General features: G+C 61.1%; 13 protein-coding genes and 1 tRNA gene. 10 read left to right on the forward strand and 4 right to left on the reverse strand.

Annotated elements, in window-relative coordinates; translation table 11 throughout:
• The first annotated feature begins 29 nt into the window (after window positions 1–29).
• Complete coding sequence (locus OQ248_RS04330; RefSeq protein WP_265812136.1) at window positions 30–2,516, forward strand: ligase-associated DNA damage response DEXH box helicase; 2,487 nt, start codon at window positions 30–32, stop codon at window positions 2,514–2,516.
• Window positions 2,516–3,172 (forward strand): ligase-associated DNA damage response endonuclease PdeM, encoded by a 657-nt coding sequence (pdeM, locus tag OQ248_RS04335; protein ID WP_265812137.1) that lies wholly within the window; start codon window positions 2,516–2,518, stop codon window positions 3,170–3,172. The genes OQ248_RS04330 and pdeM overlap by 1 nt, the downstream gene beginning before the upstream one ends.
• A gap of 39 nt (window positions 3,173–3,211) precedes the next feature.
• Here pdeM and OQ248_RS04340 read toward each other — a convergent pair whose 3' ends face one another.
• Together OQ248_RS04340 and dcd are read right to left on the reverse strand one after the other, a co-directional pair.
• Complete coding sequence (locus tag OQ248_RS04340; protein ID WP_065259270.1) at window positions 3,212–3,421, reverse strand: hypothetical protein; 210 nt, start codon at window positions 3,419–3,421, stop codon at window positions 3,212–3,214.
• Between the two features lie 106 nt (window positions 3,422–3,527).
• Window positions 3,528–4,094, reverse strand: coding sequence for a dCTP deaminase (gene dcd / locus OQ248_RS04345; RefSeq protein WP_007954988.1), 567 nt, complete (start codon window positions 4,092–4,094; stop codon window positions 3,528–3,530).
• A gap of 354 nt (window positions 4,095–4,448) precedes the next feature.
• Between dcd and OQ248_RS04350 the strand changes: the two genes are divergently transcribed.
• Entirely contained in the window at window positions 4,449–4,658 is a 210-nt protein-coding gene (locus OQ248_RS04350; RefSeq protein ID WP_002554837.1) for a cold-shock protein, read from the forward strand.
• Window positions 4,659–4,778: 120 nt separating this feature from the next.
• On the opposite strand, the gene OQ248_RS04355 is transcribed toward OQ248_RS04350, so the two are convergent.
• Window positions 4,779–5,786, reverse strand: coding sequence for a DUF481 domain-containing protein (locus OQ248_RS04355; RefSeq protein WP_265812138.1), 1,008 nt, complete (start codon window positions 5,784–5,786; stop codon window positions 4,779–4,781).
• Window positions 5,787–5,921: 135 nt separating this feature from the next.
• Between OQ248_RS04355 and OQ248_RS04360 the strand changes: the two genes are divergently transcribed.
• From OQ248_RS04360 to OQ248_RS04375, 4 genes are all read left to right on the forward strand, one after another.
• Window positions 5,922–6,305, forward strand: a complete 384-nt coding sequence (locus OQ248_RS04360) for an MGMT family protein (protein ID WP_265812139.1) — start codon at window positions 5,922–5,924, stop codon at window positions 6,303–6,305.
• A gap of 43 nt (window positions 6,306–6,348) precedes the next feature.
• Entirely contained in the window at window positions 6,349–7,908 is a 1,560-nt protein-coding gene (locus tag OQ248_RS04365; protein WP_114881691.1) for an AmpG family muropeptide MFS transporter, read from the forward strand.
• 115 nt (window positions 7,909–8,023) lie between these two features.
• The gene (locus tag OQ248_RS04370) at window positions 8,024–9,739 is read left to right on the forward strand and encodes a proline--tRNA ligase (RefSeq protein WP_265812140.1); all 1,716 of its coding nucleotides are present in this window, start codon (window positions 8,024–8,026) and stop codon (window positions 9,737–9,739) included.
• Between the two features lie 17 nt (window positions 9,740–9,756).
• On the forward strand, window positions 9,757–10,710 hold the full coding sequence (locus tag OQ248_RS04375) for a hypothetical protein (RefSeq protein ID WP_085712916.1): 954 nt from the start codon (window positions 9,757–9,759) through the stop codon (window positions 10,708–10,710).
• Between the two features lie 48 nt (window positions 10,711–10,758).
• Here the strand turns inward: OQ248_RS04375 and dinB are convergent, their stop codons facing one another.
• A complete protein-coding gene (gene dinB / locus OQ248_RS04380; protein ID WP_114881690.1) occupies window positions 10,759–11,820 on the reverse strand; it encodes a DNA polymerase IV in 1,062 nt (353 codons plus the stop codon).
• A 280-nt stretch (window positions 11,821–12,100) separates the two neighbouring features.
• Here dinB and OQ248_RS04385 point away from each other — a divergent pair.
• The 3 genes from OQ248_RS04385 (at window position 12,101) to OQ248_RS04395 (ending at window position 16,388) form a co-directional block, all read left to right on the forward strand.
• Window positions 12,101–12,177: transfer RNA gene (locus OQ248_RS04385), tRNA-Met, on the forward strand.
• A gap of 279 nt (window positions 12,178–12,456) precedes the next feature.
• The gene (gene mprF, locus OQ248_RS04390) at window positions 12,457–15,096 is read left to right on the forward strand and encodes a bifunctional lysylphosphatidylglycerol flippase/synthetase MprF (RefSeq protein WP_085712914.1); all 2,640 of its coding nucleotides are present in this window, start codon (window positions 12,457–12,459) and stop codon (window positions 15,094–15,096) included.
• Window positions 15,096–16,388 (forward strand): AcvB/VirJ family lysyl-phosphatidylglycerol hydrolase, encoded by a 1,293-nt coding sequence (locus OQ248_RS04395; protein ID WP_114881688.1) that lies wholly within the window; start codon window positions 15,096–15,098, stop codon window positions 16,386–16,388. Before mprF ends, OQ248_RS04395 begins: the two co-directional genes overlap by 1 nt.
• The last annotated feature ends 494 nt before the right edge of the window (window positions 16,389–16,882 follow it).

A 16,882-nucleotide genomic window follows, 5' to 3' on the forward strand; every position in this document is an offset into this window, starting at 1 on the left:
GGAACACCTTCAGAGCACACGTCGCCGGCATGGGCACTTCCACCGACTTCGCCAGACACTGGTTCAGCGCCCGAGGCTGGAAGCCATTCGCCTTTCAGAAGCAGGTGTGGACGGCGGTCAAGCGTGGCGAGTCGGGACTGCTGCACGCCAGCACCGGCGCCGGTAAAACCTACGCGGTGTGGTTTGCCGCGCTCGATCGCTTTGCCCGCTCCGGGCCTGCCGCAGAGACAACCCGCAAACGCCCGCCGCCTGCCGAACCGTTGACCGTCTTGTGGATCACACCGATGCGGGCACTGGCCGCCGACACCGCGCGTGCCCTGCAAACACCGCTGGACGATCTGCACATCCCCTGGAGCGTCGGCCTGCGCACCGGTGACACCGGCAGCAGCGAACGCGCCCGGCAAAACCGGCGTCTGCCGACCACGCTGATCACCACCCCGGAAAGCCTGACCCTGATGCTCGCCCGCGCCGACGCGCAAATGGCGCTGTCGACCTTGCGCATGGTCGTGGTCGATGAATGGCACGAATTGCTTGGCAACAAACGCGGCGTGCAACTGCAACTGGCCCTCGCCCGCCTGCGGCGCTGGCATCCGGGGCTGATCGTCTGGGGTGTTTCCGCGACGCTTGGCAATCAATCCCACGCCGAACAGGTGTTGATCCCACAGGGCGGTGGCGTGAGTGTTCAGGGGCAAAGCGAAAAAACGCTACGGGTCGATACCTTACTCCCACCGCAGATCGAGCGTTTTCCCTGGGCCGGGCATATCGGTCTGAAGATGTTGCCGCAAGTGGTTGTCGAACTGGACGTCTGCGCCAGCAGCCTGGTGTTCACCAACACCCGGGCGCAGTCGGAAATCTGGTATCAGGCCTTGCTGGAAGCGCGGCCGGACTGGGCCGGGTTGATTGCCTTGCACCACAGCTCGCTGTCCCGCGAGACCCGGGACTGGGTCGAGCAGGCGTTGAAGAATGGTCAGCTCAAAGCGGTGGTCTGCACTTCGAGTCTGGATCTTGGAGTGGACTTTCTACCGGTGGAGCGGGTACTGCAAATCGGTTCAGCCAAAGGCGTGGCGCGTCTGATGCAGCGTGCCGGGCGCTCCGGACATGCACCTGGGCGAGAGTCACGGGTGACGCTGGTGCCGACTAACAGCCTGGAGCTGATCGAAGCGGCCGCCGCCCGCGATGCCGTGGCGCAGCAGCGGATTGAGCCGCGACTGTCACCGCACAAACCGCTGGATGTGCTGGTCCAGCATCTGGTCAGCATCGCCCTGGGCGGTGGTTTTATTCCCGATGAGCTGTACGAAGAAGTCCGTGGTGCCTGGGCTTATCGCGACCTGACGCTGGCGGAATGGGCCTGGGCGCTGGCATTCGTACGCCATGGCGGGATGTCGCTGACGGCGTACCCGGACTACCGCCGGGTCGAGCCGGATGAGCACGGAATCTGGCGCGTCCCCGATGCCCGGTTGGCCCGGCGGCACCGGATGAGCATCGGCACCATCGTCAGCGACGCCAGCATTCATCTGAAATTCTGGAGCAAGGGCGGAGGCGGCAAGCAACTGGGCAGCGTCGAGGAAGGCTTCATCGCTCGCCTCAAACCCGGTGATGGTTTCCTGTTCGCCGGACGCTTGCTGGAACTGGTGCGGGTGGAAAACATGACCGCCTACGTCAAACGCAGCACCGCGAAAAAAGCCGCCGTGCCGCGCTGGAATGGCGGGCGCATGCCGCTGTCCAGCGAACTGGCTGAAGCGGTGGTCACACGGTTCAGCGCCGCAGCACTCGGTGAGTTTGCCGGCCCGGAAATGCAGGCCTTGCGCCCGCTGCTGGAAACGCAGATGAGCTGGTCGGGCCTGCCGACGGCCGACAGCCTTTTGGTCGAGGTGCTGAAATCCCGCGAAGGCTGGCATCTTTTCCTATACCCGTTCGCCGGACGTCAGGTGCATCTGGGGCTGGCCAGTCTGCTGGCGTGGCGGGTCAGCCAGCGCCTGCCTGTGACCTTCTCGATAGCGGTCAATGATTACGGACTGGAATTGCTCAGTGCCACGCCGGTTGACTGGTCTGTGCAACTGGATGGCGCCCTGCTCAGTCCCGAGGATTTGTTGAAGGATGTGCTCGCCAGTCTCAACGCGGGCGAGCTGGCGTTGCGCAGATTTCGGGAAATCGCCCGGATTGCGGGCCTGGTATTCGCCGGTTACCCCGGCGCGCCAAAAAGTACCCGTCAGGTGCAGGCCTCCAGTGGGCTGTTCTTCGAAGTATTCAAACAATACGACGCCGACAATCTATTGCTGGCGCAGGCCGGGGAAGAAGTCTTACGGGAAGAACTGGATATTCGTCGACTGGAACAGACCTTGGAGCGAATCAACCGGATGAAACTGGACATGCACCTGATCAAACGTCCTACACCGCTCGGCTTCCCGCTGCTGGTGGAACGCATGCGCGAAAGCATGAGTTCGGAAAAACTCGCCGACCGCATCCGGCGCATGGTCGGCGATCTGGAGAAAACCGCTGACAAGGGTCAATCCTGATGGGCGCGCCCTACCCTGTGCATCTGGCGGGCGAAGAACTCTGGCTGTTGCCGGAAAAGGCGCTGTATTGGCCGGCGCAACAGGCGCTGCTGATTGCTGATGTGCATTTTGGCAAGGCTGCCGCTTACCGGCGCCTGGGGCAGCCGGTGCCGCAGGGCACCACGGCGAGCAACATTGCAGTGATCGAGGAGTTGCTGGCCAGGCTGCCGTGTCGGCAACTGATCTTCCTCGGTGATTTTTTGCATGGCCCCGGCTCCCACGCCACCGGCACCTTGCAGGCATTGGCGCAGTGGCGGGCGCGTCATGCCGATCTCCCGATCACGCTGATTCGCGGCAATCACGATAAACGTGCCGGCGATCCGCCGCAGGCGCTGAATATCCGGGTGGTGCCGGAGCCGTTACTGCTTGGGCCCTTCGCGCTGCAGCACGAACCCGATCCGCACCCTGAACAGCATGTCCTCGCCGGGCACGTGCATCCGGTTTATCGATTGAACGGCAAGGGGCGCCAGCGTCTGCGGCTGGCGTGTTTCAGTCTGGGAGAACGCATCAGCCTGCTGCCGGCGTTCGGTGCCTTCACCGGCGGTTATCCGGTGGAGAAGGAAGACAGCTGTCGGATCTTTGTCATTGGAGACAACGAAATATGGCCCGTGAGCTGAAGTCCTGTTCAGGATTCAGTCGACGGGCCATACATTCAATCACGCGACGGGCGCAGGTGGTGGTTTGTCCGGGAGCGTAGGCTCGCCGGGCTCGGTCGGTTCTTCGTTGGGGGTGTCGGGATCAGGCTGGTGAGGAATTCCGCCAGCCAGAGTGACGGGCGGGTGTGCCAACAAGGACCAGGCCAATACGCCAACCTGATTGGGCTCGAGCCTTGCCAGTTCGGCAGTGATTTGCGGATCGATCTTCATGGAGCACTCCTCGGCGAAGGCCCGTCCCTCTGTTCGCGAAACGGGCAGTACACCCCATAGAGTGTCTACCCGCCGAAGAATTCCCGGTAACTGCCGGATGGACGGCTCAGGTGCGCGGCAGGGTCACGCCACGCTGGCCCTGGTACTTGCCCGCACGGTCCTTGTAGGAGACTTCGCATTCCTCGTCGGACTCCAGGAACAGCATCTGCGCCACACCTTCGTTGGCGTAGATCTTCGCCGGCAGGTTGGTGGTGTTGGAGAACTCCAGGGTCACCTGGCCTTCCCACTCAGGCTCGAGCGGAGTGACGTTGACGATGATGCCGCAACGGGCGTAGGTGCTTTTGCCCAGGCAGATGGTCAGCACATTGCGTGGAATACGGAAGTATTCAACGGTCGTGGCCAGGGCGAAGGAGTTCGGCGGGATGATGCAGACATCGCTGTGGACATCGACGAAGCTGCCGGCGTCGAAGTTCTTCGGATCGACGATGGCCGAGTTGATGTTGGTGAACACCTTGAAATGGTTGGTGCAACGCACATCGTAGCCGTAGCTCGACACACCGTAGGAGATCACCCGGCTGTCGTCGCTGCCACGTACCTGGCGCTCGACGAACGGTTCGATCATGCCGTGTTCCTGCGCCATGCGGCGAATCCACTTGTCCGATTTGATGCTCATGGCGGGGTGTCCTGAATAGCGAGGTGGAAAAAATCTGTCCGGCATCTTACCGGGCGCGCCGCCGGGTTCAAAGTCCAGGGTGCAAATCTCGCCGAACATGCAGGAAATACGCGGCTTCGCGACGAACCGTCACACCGCCGATCCTTAAAACGGAGAAACCTTCGCAAGAAGCATTGGCACGTTCCGGAAAAAGGGTTAAGGTGGCGCCACTGTGCTGCTTGTGTCACTGAGAATCTCTACACGATATGTTGAATTTCGATCCAACCATCTACAAGAATTTTTCCTGCTCTTTGCACTCAGTCTCGGCCAGGGTTCTTCCTGAGTCGCAGTTATCTTTGTTCAAGGAGTTACACCATGTCTAATCGCCAAACCGGTACCGTTAAGTGGTTCAACGATGAAAAAGGCTTCGGCTTCATCACTCCACAATCCGGTGACGACCTGTTCGTTCACTTCAAAGCTATCCAGTCCGACGGCTTCAAAAGCCTGAAAGAAGGCCAACAGGTTTCTTTCATCGCTACCCGCGGTCAGAAAGGCATGCAAGCTGAAGAAGTACAAGTTATCTAACTTGTAGCTTCCTGGCTAAGAAGCCCCGCCCTCAAAAGCGGGGCTTTTTTGTGGGTGCCTGTTTTGTACAGGCAAAAAAAAACGCAGCCCGACAAAGGCTGCGTTTTTTTGTGTGCGGCGTTACCAGGCCACGCCAAACCCGGCGGTGTAGCGGGTCTTGTTCAGATCCGCATCCTTGGTGCCACTGATGATGTCACGCTCGGCCTTGAGGTTGAGCGAGGCCCAGTCCGTCACCTTGTAGCGCAGGCCCACTTCCGAATCCAGGGCATAGTTGGCAACGTCCGACAGCGGCTTGCCAATCTCGCCGGTGGTGAAGAACTGCACCTTCTTGCCGATCAGGTAGCGGTTGTAGTCCCACTTCATGGCAACGGAATAGAAGTTGTCCGTGCCGCCGTCGCTGTACTCGTAATCGGTGCGGTTGAGCAGCGAGCCGAGGGAGAACGCGCCGAGCTCGTCATCCCAGAACTGATAGCCCGGACCGGTACCGACCACCCGCTGGCGTGACAGCTCTTCGACGTAATCACGTTTGTAGTTCAACCGTCCCTGCCAGAACCACTTGTCAGTCAGGAAGCGGTCCAGTGCATATTCGGCGCGCCAGTTGTTGGTGGTCACCACCTCATCCTGGACTTCACGGTTGTACTCGCCCTCGGCGGTATGACGCCAACGGCCATGGCGCGCCGAGGTCTTGAAGCCGATGTCGTAGTCATTGGTGTCTTTTTCGGCACGCTGATAATCCAGGGCCAGATCGACATTGCCCTTCCACACCAGATCCTCGACCACGGGTTTTGGCTTGAGAATCTGCTGAATGCTCGCCAGCTCGACGGTTTTCGGTGCCTCGCCGTTGGCCAGGGTGACCTTGCCATCGCCAGCGGCAGTCAGCGACTTGGCCTTCTCGCCGCTGTAGGCGTCCTGTTTGACCAGCAGTTCCTGATCGCTTTCCAGGGTCTTCACCTGTTTCCAGTCGATGGTGACCGCGCCGGCGTACTGGGTCTGGACCAGCAACTTGCCGCCGTCGAACAGGGTGATTTTGCCGCTCAGCTTGTCTCCGTTCTTCAACCAGACGGTATCGGCAAGTAAGGGCGTGGACGCACTGAAGACAGCAAGGCACAACAGGGTTCTGGACAACATAAGCGAATCGGAAGCTCGGGTTTGCGAAAAAAGGGGCGGCATTATCCGTAGGAATAATCCTCTGACAAGGAGTGACCCGGCTATTTCTGTTGAGTTCATTTCTCAATTGCCCGATCACGGATTAACCTTTAATCCATGAATCGACCCTGTTCAGGAACGGCGCGCGTGACAGACCCGATACAAGCCTGCGAAAACGATCCGCAAATCCGACGCACGGCACTCTACTCGACCCTTGCCCAGGTACCTGAGGGCAAGGTGGTCAGCTATGGTCAGTTGGCCGAACTGGCCGGGTTGGGGCGCGCCGCCCGCTGGGTCGGCCGCACTCTGAGCCAGTTGCCGGGCGACACCAAGCTGCCCTGGCACCGCGTACTCGGTGCCGGCGGTCGGATCAGCCTGCCGGCAGGCAGCCCTTCGGGTGATGAGCAGCGGGCACGATTGCGTATGGAGGGCGTTACGATCCTGAACAATCGTGTGGATATTCGGCGCCATGGCTGGCGTCCGGTAGAGCACAGCGGTTAGAGTGCGCGCTTTGTTTTCGCAATCTTGAGGCAGACTTCAGCCCATGCCCCGTAAAACCTGGCGCGCCGCGCTCGCCGCCTATGCCAGTCCTTCGACGCTCGTGCTGTTGTTGCTGGGTTTCGCCGCCGGCCTGCCGTACATGCTGGTGTTCTCGACACTTTCGGTCTGGCTGCGTGAAGCCGGTGTAGCCCGCGAGACGATCGGCTATGCCAGCCTGATCGGTCTGGCCTATGCCTTCAAATGGGTCTGGTCGCCGCTGCTCGACCAGTGGCGCCTGCCGTTGCTCGGCAAACTCGGCCGACGCCGTTCGTGGCTGGTGCTTGCGCAATCGCTGGTGATCCTCGGCCTGATCGGCATGGGCTTCTGCGACCCGCAGAAACACTTGTCCTGGCTGATCGCCATTGCCGTGATCGTCGCCTTCGCTTCCGCCACCCAGGACATCGCCGTCGACGCCTATCGACTGGAAATCGCCGAGGACAACCGCCAGGCCGCCCTCGCCGCCAGTTACATGTCTGGCTATCGGGTCGCAGCCCTGCTGGCAACGGCTGGCGCACTGTTCTTCGCCGAAGGTTTCGGTTCCACCGGTTTCAACTATCAACACTCCGCCTGGACCGGCACTTACGCGCTGTTCGGCGCCTTGATGGTGCCTGCGCTGATCACCACCCTGCTGATGCGCGAGCCGCCAGTGCCGCTGCGTACCCAGTTGCAGGCCGGGCGCTACACCTTCATGCACCAGCTGATGTCGGTGTTCGTGCTGATCGTCCTGCTGGTTTCCGTACCGGCCATGTTCACCCAGCTCTACAACACCGATTTCGCCAGCGTGCTGTTCGGCACCATGAGCCCGCTGGACCTGCTGCTGGAAGACCGCGCATTCCTGCGCGCCATCCTCTACACCCTGCTGACCGGCCTGTGCCTGTCGACCATGGGTCGCCGTGGCCTGGCGCCAGTGCTGACGCCGGTCAACGACTTCATCCTGCGCTACCGCTGGCAGGCCCTGCTGCTGCTCGGCCTGATCGCCACCTATCGCATGTCGGACACTGTGATGGGCGTGATGGCCAACGTGTTCTACATCGACCAGGGCTTCACCAAGGACCAGATCGCCAGCGTCAGCAAGATCTTCGGGCTGATCATGACCCTTGTGGGCGCCGGCATGGGCGGCCTGTTGATCGTGCGCTTCGGGATTCTGCCGATCCTGTTCATCGGCGGTGCAGCGTCGGCAGCCACCAACCTGCTGTTCGTGATGCTGGCGGACATGGGCCCGAACCTGCAGATGCTGGTGGTGACCATTTCCCTCGACAACTTCAGCTCGGGCATGGCCACTTCGGCGTTCGTCGCCTATCTGTCGAGCCTGACCAACCTGAAGTTCTCAGCGACCCAGTACGCCCTCCTCAGCTCGATCATGCTGTTGCTGCCACGCCTCATCGGCGGCTACTCCGGGGTCATGGTGGAGAAGTTCGGCTATCACAACTTCTTCATCATCACGGCGGCGCTCGGCGTGCCGACCTTGGTACTGATCGCCCTGCACTGGTTCCAGGAGAGTCGTCGCGAAGGCCCGACACCGACACCGGAACCCGTGTCGACACCCGTCGCCGAAGAGTCGTAAGACATCTCGCACCCGGCGGGAGGGTTTCCGCCGGGCCTGCACTTCTGTACGTCGGCAACTCTCGCCGGTACACTGCTCCGTCATTTCCAGTCATAGCAACCGACAACGGCCAACCATGCGCACCAGTCAATTTTTGCTCGCCACACAGAAAGAAACGCCTTCCGACGCGGTCGTCATCAGCCATCAGCTGATGCTGCGCGCCGGCATGATCCGCAAACTCGCCTCGGGCCTGTACACCTGGCTGCCGATGGGCCTGCGGGTAATGCGCAAGGTGGAAGCCATCGTTCGCGAAGAGATGAACGCCGCCGGCTCTCTGGAAGTGTTGATGCCGAGCACCCAACCGGCCGAGCTGTGGCAGGAATCGGGGCGCTGGGAAGAATACGGCCCTGAGCTGCTGCGCATCAAAGACCGTCACGGTCGCGACTTCTGCGCGGGCCCGACCCACGAAGAAGTGATCACCGATCTGATGCGCAACGAGTTGAGCAGCTACAAGCAGCTGCCGATCAACCTGTACCAGATCCAGACCAAGTTCCGTGACGAAATCCGCCCACGCTTCGGCTTGATGCGCGGCCGTGAATTCATCATGAAGGACGCGTACTCGTTCCACGCCGACCAGGCATCGCTGCAGGTCACCTATGACCGCATGCACGAGGCGTACTGCAACGTGTTCACCCGTCTGGGCCTGAAATTCCGTCCGGTCGAAGCCGACAACGGTTCCATCGGCGGTGCCGGCTCCCACGAATTCCACGTGCTGGCCGAGTCCGGCGAAGACGATATCGTCTTCAGCAACGGCTCCGACTACGCCGCAAACATCGAGAAAGCCGAAGCCGTACCGCGTGAAACCTCCCGCGCTGCGCCGGCCGAAGAACTGCGTCTGGTCGACACTCCGGACACCAAGACCATCGCGGCCCTGGTGGAAAAATTCGGTCTGCCGATCGAAAAGACCATCAAGACCCTGATCGTACACGCCGAGGAAGAAGGCAAGCTGATCGCCCTGATCATCCGTGGCGACCACGAGCTGAACGAAATCAAGGCTGCCAATCAGCCAGGCGTCGCCAGCCCGCTGGTCATGGCGTCCGATGCAGAGCTGCGTGACGCCATCGGCGCCGGCGCCGGTTCCCTCGGCCCGCTGAACCTGCCGCTGCCGATCATCATCGACCGTTCGGTCGAGCTGATGAGCGACTTCGGCATCGGTGCCAACATCGACGACAAGCACTACTTCGGCGTGAACTGGGAGCGTGACCTGCCGGTTCCGACCGTGGCCGACCTGCGCAACGTCGTGGCCGGCGACCCGAGCCCGGACGGCAAGGGCACCCTGGAAATCAAGCGCGGCATCGAAGTCGGACACATCTTCCAGCTGGGCAACAAGTACAGCAAGGCGATGAAGTGCGAAGTGCTGGGCGAGAACGGCAAGCCTGTGACCCTGGAAATGGGTTGCTACGGCATCGGCGTGTCCCGTGTGGTGGCTGCGGCCATCGAGCAGAACAACGACGAGAACGGCATCATCTGGAGCGACGCCCTGGCGCCATTCCAGATCGCCCTGGTACCGCTGCGCTATGAAACCGAGCAGGTGCGCGAAGCCACCGACAAGCTGTACGCGGAACTGACCGCGGCCGGCTTCGAAGTGCTGCTGGACGATCGCGACAAGAAAACCAGCCCGGGCATCAAGTTCGCGGACATGGAGCTGATCGGCATTCCGCACCGGATCGTGGTCAGCGACCGTGGCCTCGCCGAAGGCAACCTGGAATACAAGAGCCGTACCGAAGGCCAGGCGCAAGCGCTGCCGGTTGCCGACGTACTGTCCTTCCTGCAGGCCCGTATCCGCCGCTGAAACCAGATAGAGTCCTCATGTTCAAGCGAAACACCTTAGGCCTCGGTGGTGCCGCCCTGTGCGGCACCCTGCTGGTCAGCGGCTGTGCCAATCACATGTCACAGCGCAGCGAGCACGAAGAGCGGGTCGAGCGAAAGCTGCTCGATCACAGCCTGCAGATCGATGTCGGTGAGCCTAAGGTGCTTGAGCTGCCGCAGAGACGCGTAAAGATCAACGAGCAGAAAACCTTCGAAGTCACTGAATACGAAGTGACCCGTCGTTATGACCGCTACACGCCTTACCAGCCCTGGCGCGAAATCTACGAGATTCCGCTGGGTGCCGTGGCGGTGGTGGCCGGCGTCGGGGCCAACGTGGTCAACGTGTTCGCCTTCGGCACCCTGCCGGACAGCGTGACCAAGGACTGGCTGAGCTACGGGTTCGCCGGGCTCAACCCGTTCATGAACGTGCAGTCCCACGGTCGTGCACAGCAGAACCTGGCCGGTATCGATGAAGTCCAGCGCGACAAGCGCATGGAGTATTCGAGCCTGCCGTGGAGCGAGCGTCCGGTGCAGGTCAAGGCCGGCAAGCAGACCTTCGACATGACCACCGACCGCAACGGCGTGCTGCGCCTGAACCTGCTGGACAGTCCGTTCGCCGAAAACGATCTGAACCATGTCGGCAAACTGCAGATCAGTGTCGAGGACGCCAAGGATGACGTGCATTCCGACTCGTCCCTGACGATTAGCAGTCACTTGCGTGGCAAGCTGCTGGAAGCCCACGGCCTGATATACGACGATCTGGAAGACGACGAAGTGAGCCAGTGGGTGCACCGGGTCAAACGTCTTTCGGAACTGGGTCTGGAAGAAGAAGCCAGCGAGCTGGAACAGAGCCTGATCGAGCTGACACGCAACGATCCCGAGTTGCAGGCCGAGTTCCTCAAGTCGCTGACCAAGGATGCCGGGCGACTGGTGGCGGACCCCGGTCCGAACTGACAACGCTTATAGAAGAGCCCGAACCCGTTTCGGGCTTTTTTATATGCGCTATCGCTCGAACAACTCCATCTGCTCGAACCCGCCGCGCAAATCCTCAAGCCGAACCCCCACCCCAAGCAGCCGCACCGGTTTGCCACCCCGATTGAACGCCTGCGTCAACATCAACTGATAACTGCCCAGATCCCGCCCTGCCCCGGCCTGCTCCAACGTGGTCTGGGTGAAGTCATGGAATTTCACTTTGACAAACGGCTTGCCCGGCCGGTAGCTGCTGTCGATCCGCGCCATGCGGGTTTTCAGGGTTTCCAGCAATTCAGGAAGCTTGTCCAGACAACTACGCAGATCCGGCAGATCCACGTCGTAGGTGTTTTCCACACTGATCGACTGACGACGGCTGTCGTTATGCACCTGCCGTTCATCTATCCCACGGGCCAGGCTCCAGAGTCGCTCGCCAAAACTGCCGAATTCGCGCACCAGAGCCAACTTGTCCCACTCGCGCAGTTGCGAGCAGTCGTTGATGCCAAGCTTGCCCAGTTTGTCCGCAGTGACCTTGCCGACGCCGTGCAACTTGCTCACCGGCAGACCACTGACGAAGTCTTCGACCTGATCCGGGGTGATGACAAACAGGCCGTTGGGTTTTTTCCAGTCGCTGGCGATCTTGGCCAGAAACTTGTTCGGCGCCACCCCGGCCGAGACCGTGATGTGCAATTGATTGGAAACCCGGCGCCGGATGTCCTGGGCGATCCGCGTGGCGCTGCCACCGAAATGCGCACTGTCCGAGACATCGAGGTAGGCTTCGTCCAGCGACAGCGGTTCGATCAGGTCGGTGTAATCGCGAAAGATCGTGTGAATTTCCTTTGATGCCTCGCGGTAGGCATCCATCCGCGGCTTGACGATGGTCAGGTCCGGGCACAGTTTCAAGGCATGCCCGGAGGACATCGCCGACCGCACGCCGTAAGCCCGCGCCTCATAGTTGCAGGTGGCGATCACCCCGCGCCGGTCCGCCGAACCACCCACCGCCAGCGGTTTGCCGGCCAGACGCGGATCGTCACGCATCTCGATGGCGGCGTAGAAACAGTCACAGTCGATGTGGATGATTTTTCGCTGGGTCATGACAGAAAAGGAAACGTGGCAAGCCGGATAGGCAGTATCTCACTGACACCTGTATATAGCACCAGTGGTATGAAGCTTCTTTTCCAGAGGTAGGAAAGGTCCGTTGAATTTATTTTCTCAATCGGAAATCGCTGACCAATAGAGCTGAAACCCGCGTCCTGCCTGACCTGCGGCCCCGCCAGCGGCCTCGAAAAATAGCTAACCAATTGAACCAGAACAGATTTTATCCGGATTCAAGGTTGACACCCCGGCGATCCTCTGTAGAATGCCGCCACACAGACGCGGGATGGAGCAGTCTGGTAGCTCGTCGGGCTCATAACCCGAAGGTCGTCGGTTCAAATCCGGCTCCCGCAACCAAACATCAAAAAAGGCTGCTCGAAAGAGTGGCCTTTTTTGTATCTGTGGAAAAAGTCCTTTCGCAACAATGATCTGTCATCGTGCAGTGAACCGCTCAGGATCTTCAGACCCGCCGAGTTGCGACTATGCTTGAGTCGCAGGCAAGAGGTCTGCAATCCGAGACCTGCCCTCGCCGATACCCGACGAGAGGCGTAGTATTTTGTGATTATTTTTTTCTACAGGGATTGGTAACTTGGCTGGATACCCCCATCCTGTCGCGCACAATCCAAGAGGTGATTGATGCGCGCCAACTCGTCTGATCCACAAGACACCCTCACCGTGAATCCATCGATCAAGCCCGAGCGCATGCGCTTGCTGGATCGAATCAGCAAATACCGGCAACCGATTGGTCTGGCGGTCACTTTGCTGTTGTTCGCTATCGCGCTGATTGCCTGTCGCCATCTGCTCAGCGAACTCGACCTCTATGCCTTGCACGACTCGATTCTCGACGTGCCGAAGCCGGCCCTGCTGGGCGCTTTCGGCGCGACTGTCGTCGGCTTCATCATTCTGCTGGGCTACGAATGGTCGGCCAGCCGCTATGCCGGCGTGACCATCCCGCCGCGCACGCTGGCACTCGGTGGCTTCACGGCATTCGCGATCGGCAACGCCATCGGCCTGTCGATGCTGTCCGGCGGCTCGGTGCGTTACCGTTTATACGCACGGCTTGGCCTGGGCGCTTCGGAAGTCGCGCACATGACCCTGTTTGCCAGCCTGTCGCTGGGATGCGCCCTGCCACCGCTGGCGGCGCTGGCCACACTGAGTGACCTTCCAGCCGCTTCCCAGGCGCTGGGCCTGTCCGAAGGACTGTTGGCCACGATTGCCTCTGCCGTGCTGTTGCTCGGCGCGATCCTGGCCATGGGCATTTATCGTCGGCGTCTGCCGGAACAGCCTTACCGCGACAATCTGCTGGTCAAGGTCGGTCGCCGCACCCTGCGCCTGCCGGGCCGCCGCCTGACATTCCTGCAACTGGTCATCACCGCCCTCGACGTCGCCGCTGCCGCCACCGTGTTGTACATGTTGCTGCCGGAAGCACCGCCATTCGGCGCATTCCTGCTGGTGTACCTGCTGGCCTTGGCTGCCGGCGTGCTCAGCCATGTACCGGGCGGTGTCGGGGTTTTCGAAGCGATTCTGCTGGCCGCCTTCGCCGACAAGCTCGGCGCAGCACCGCTGGCCGCCGCCCTGCTGCTCTATCGCATGATCTATGTGGTGCTGCCATTGCTGGTGGCCTGCGTACTGCTGCTGATCAATGAAGGTCAGCGGCTGTTCCAGACCCAGACCATGCGCGCCGCTTCCGGTCTGGCTGCACCGATCCTCGCGGTGCTGGTGTTCCTGTCCGGTGTTGTGCTGCTGTTCTCCGGCGCCACCCCTGAAATCGACACGCGTCTGGAACACATCGCCTACCTGATTCCCCATCGTCTGGTCGATGCCTCGCACTTCGGCGCCAGCCTGATCGGCGTGCTGTGCCTGATGCTCGCCCAGGGCCTGCGCCGCCGACTGTCGGCGGCGTGGATGCTGACCACCATCCTGCTGCTGGTGGGTGCCCTGCTCTCACTGCTCAAGGGTTTCGACTGGGAAGAAGCCACGTTGATGACTCTCACGGCAGCGCTGCTGGGGGTCTTCCGTCGTTCGTTCTATCGCCCGAGCCGTCTGACCGAAGTGCCGTTCTCGCCGCTGTATCTGGTGGCGAGCCTGTGCGTACTCGGTGCTTCGACCTGGCTGCTGCTGTTCGCCTACCAGGACGTGCCGTACAGCCATCAGCTGTGGTGGCAGTTCACCCTCGACGCCGATGCCCCGCGCGGTCTGCGTTCGCTGCTCGGCGCTGCGGTGCTGTTGCTGGTGATCGCCCTGACCTGGCTGCTGCGCACCGCCCGCCCGGTGATTCATCTGCCGACCCCGGACGAACTGGAACGCGCCTCCAAGGTGCTGATGGCCTCCTCGCAACCGGACGGCGGCCTGGCCCTGACCGGTGACAAGGCGCTGCTGTTTCACCCCAACGACGAGGCCTTCCTGATGTACGCCCGTCGCGGCCGCAGTCTGGTGGCGCTGTACGATCCGATCGGCCCCGGCCAGCAACGGGCGGAAATGATCTGGCAGTTCCGTGACCTGTGTGACATCCACCATGCCCGTCCCGTGTTCTATCAGGTGCGCGCCGAGAACCTGCCCTACTACATGGACATCGGTCTGACCGCGATCAAGCTCGGTGAAGAAGCCCGGGTCGATCTGCATCGCTTTGACCTGGATGCCAAGGGCAAGGAGATGAAGGACCTGCGCTACACCTGGAACCGTGGTACCCGCGACGGTCTGTCGCTGGAGATCTTCGAGCCGGGCCAGGCGCCGATGGATGAGCTCAAGGTGATTTCCGATGCCTGGCTGACCGGCAAGAACGTACGCGAGAAAGGCTTCTCCCTTGGCCGTTTCAGCGACGATTACCTGAAGCATTTCCGCATCGCGGTGATTCGCTTCGAAGGCCGCCCGGTGGCGTTCGCCAACCTGCTCGAGACTTACAGCCATGACCTGGCCAGCCTCGACCTGATGCGCTCGCACCCGGACGCCCCCAAGCTGACCATGGAGTTTTTGATGGTCGGCCTGATTCAACATTATAAGAGTCACGGATACGCGCGTTTCAGCCTGGGCATGGTGCCGTTGTCGGGGTTGCAACCCCGTCGTGGTGCACCGCTGACCCAACGTCTGGGCTCGATGGTTTTCCGCCGTGGTGAGCAGCTGTACAACTTCCAAGGCTTGCGCCGCTTCAAAGACAAGTTCCAGCCTGACTGGGAACCCCGTTATATGGCAGTGCCCGCCGGACTCGATCCGCTGGTGGCACTGGCCGATACTGCTGCCCTGATCGCGGGCGGCTTGACTGGATTGGTGAAACGCTGATGATTCAACGCTCCCTGAAGTACATCCTGGCCGCGCTGATTGTGCTGGCCGTGATTGCCGGCGGCGGTTACTGGTACCTCAAACGCCCGGCACCGGAACCGACCCTCGAACAGCTCACGCCGGCTGACGGCACCGTCATGACACGGGTCATTCCCGGCACCAAGCCCAAGGCCCAGGTGCTGGTGGCGGTCGAGGACGACAAGAAACTCACCGACAATCAGCTGACCACCCTGAGCCGCAGCGCCTCGGCGCAGATCGTCCAGGTGATTCTGCCCAAGGACTGCCTGCTGCAGAGCCGCGCACTGCAAAGCGGTCTGCGCGAACTGAACGGCCCGGCGACCCTGGTCAGCGGCATCGGCCCTGGCGCGGTGCTGGCCTGGCGCTGGCTGTCGGAACAGAAGGACGACAAGGCCCAGGCCGTGTCGGTCGACCTGGCGCTGGAAAAAGGCGGCTGCACTCACCTGCTGCCAAAATCCGCCGCCCACGGCCACTGGCTGGTGGCCTGGAACGACAACCCGGACGACACCAGCGCCGGTTTCGTGCGCGATCAACCGAATGCCGAAACCAGCATCAGCGACTACGACATCAACCTGCCGCAAGTGCTGAACAACGAACTGCGCAAGATCCTCGTCGGTGGCGACAAGGCCAACGGCGGCCTGCAGATCCCGGTGGTGGAAGTCCCGGCCGGCCAGGCCAAGGACACCGTGACCCTGTTCCTGTCCGGTGACGGCGGCTGGCGCGACCTCGACCGCGACGTGGCCGGTGAAATGGCCAAGATCGGCTATCCGGTGGTCGGCATCGATACCCTGCGTTACTACTGGCAGCACAAGAGCCCGGAACAGAGCGCACTGGACCTGACCGAACTGATGCAGCACTACCGTCAGAAATGGGGCACCAAACGCTTCATCCTGACCGGTTACTCGTTCGGCGCCGACGTCCTGCCGGCCATCTACAACCGCCTGCCGGAAACCGAGCAGCAGCGCGTCGACGCAATCATCCTGCTGGCCTTCGCCCGCACCGGCAGCTTCGAAATCGAAGTCGAAGGCTGGCTCGGCAACGCCGGTAAAGAAGCCGCCACCGGCCCGGAAATGGCCAAACTGCCACCGGCCAAGGTCGTGTGCATCTACGGTGAAGAAGAGAAGGATGAAAGCGGCTGCACCGACAAGACCGCGGTGGGCGAAGCGGTGAAACTGCCTGGCGGCCACCACTTCGACGAGAACTACCCGGCGCTGGCCAAGCGTCTGGTGGATCTGATCGAGAAGCGTCAGAGCAAGGATCAGCCGGCAGAGTGATCTGAGGCGCTCCAATGAAAAGCCCCCGCAACCTCACGGTTGCGGGGGCTTTTTCATTCTCGGAGCTCCCACAGAGAACCATACAGAACTCAGCTGACTGTCAGCGCTTCCTGGACATACCTCGCCCGCATGTCGTCATGGCTAATCGCTTGAGCCGGATTGAAATTGATCAATCGTGCCTCGGCTACCTCTTCAACCCGGAGATTCTCGCGTTCATCCAGCCTTTCTTGTTTCAAGCATTTCTTCATGAACACCCTTCTCCAAGATGTCGCCTTTCACTCGAACTGCCCTCAGTCCTGGGACAAAGGACAGTTGCCAAGCGAAGCTAATTAAAGAATCAACACCTGCTTAGCGCATTGATTCTGTCCGACGCATAGTTTCGCTTACTTCCGGTGGCGCAATATCAGATGACGTCCGAGTACCTTGTAGGCAAACTCCTAATCTCGTGTTTGGGCACTTTGCCGCCCTGTTGCACTGTTTTTTGACGGGATACT

The sequence above is a fragment of the Pseudomonas sp. COW5 genome, from assembly GCF_026240005.1.
GTDB classification, from domain to species: Bacteria; Pseudomonadota; Gammaproteobacteria; order Pseudomonadales; family Pseudomonadaceae; genus Aquipseudomonas; species Aquipseudomonas kribbensis.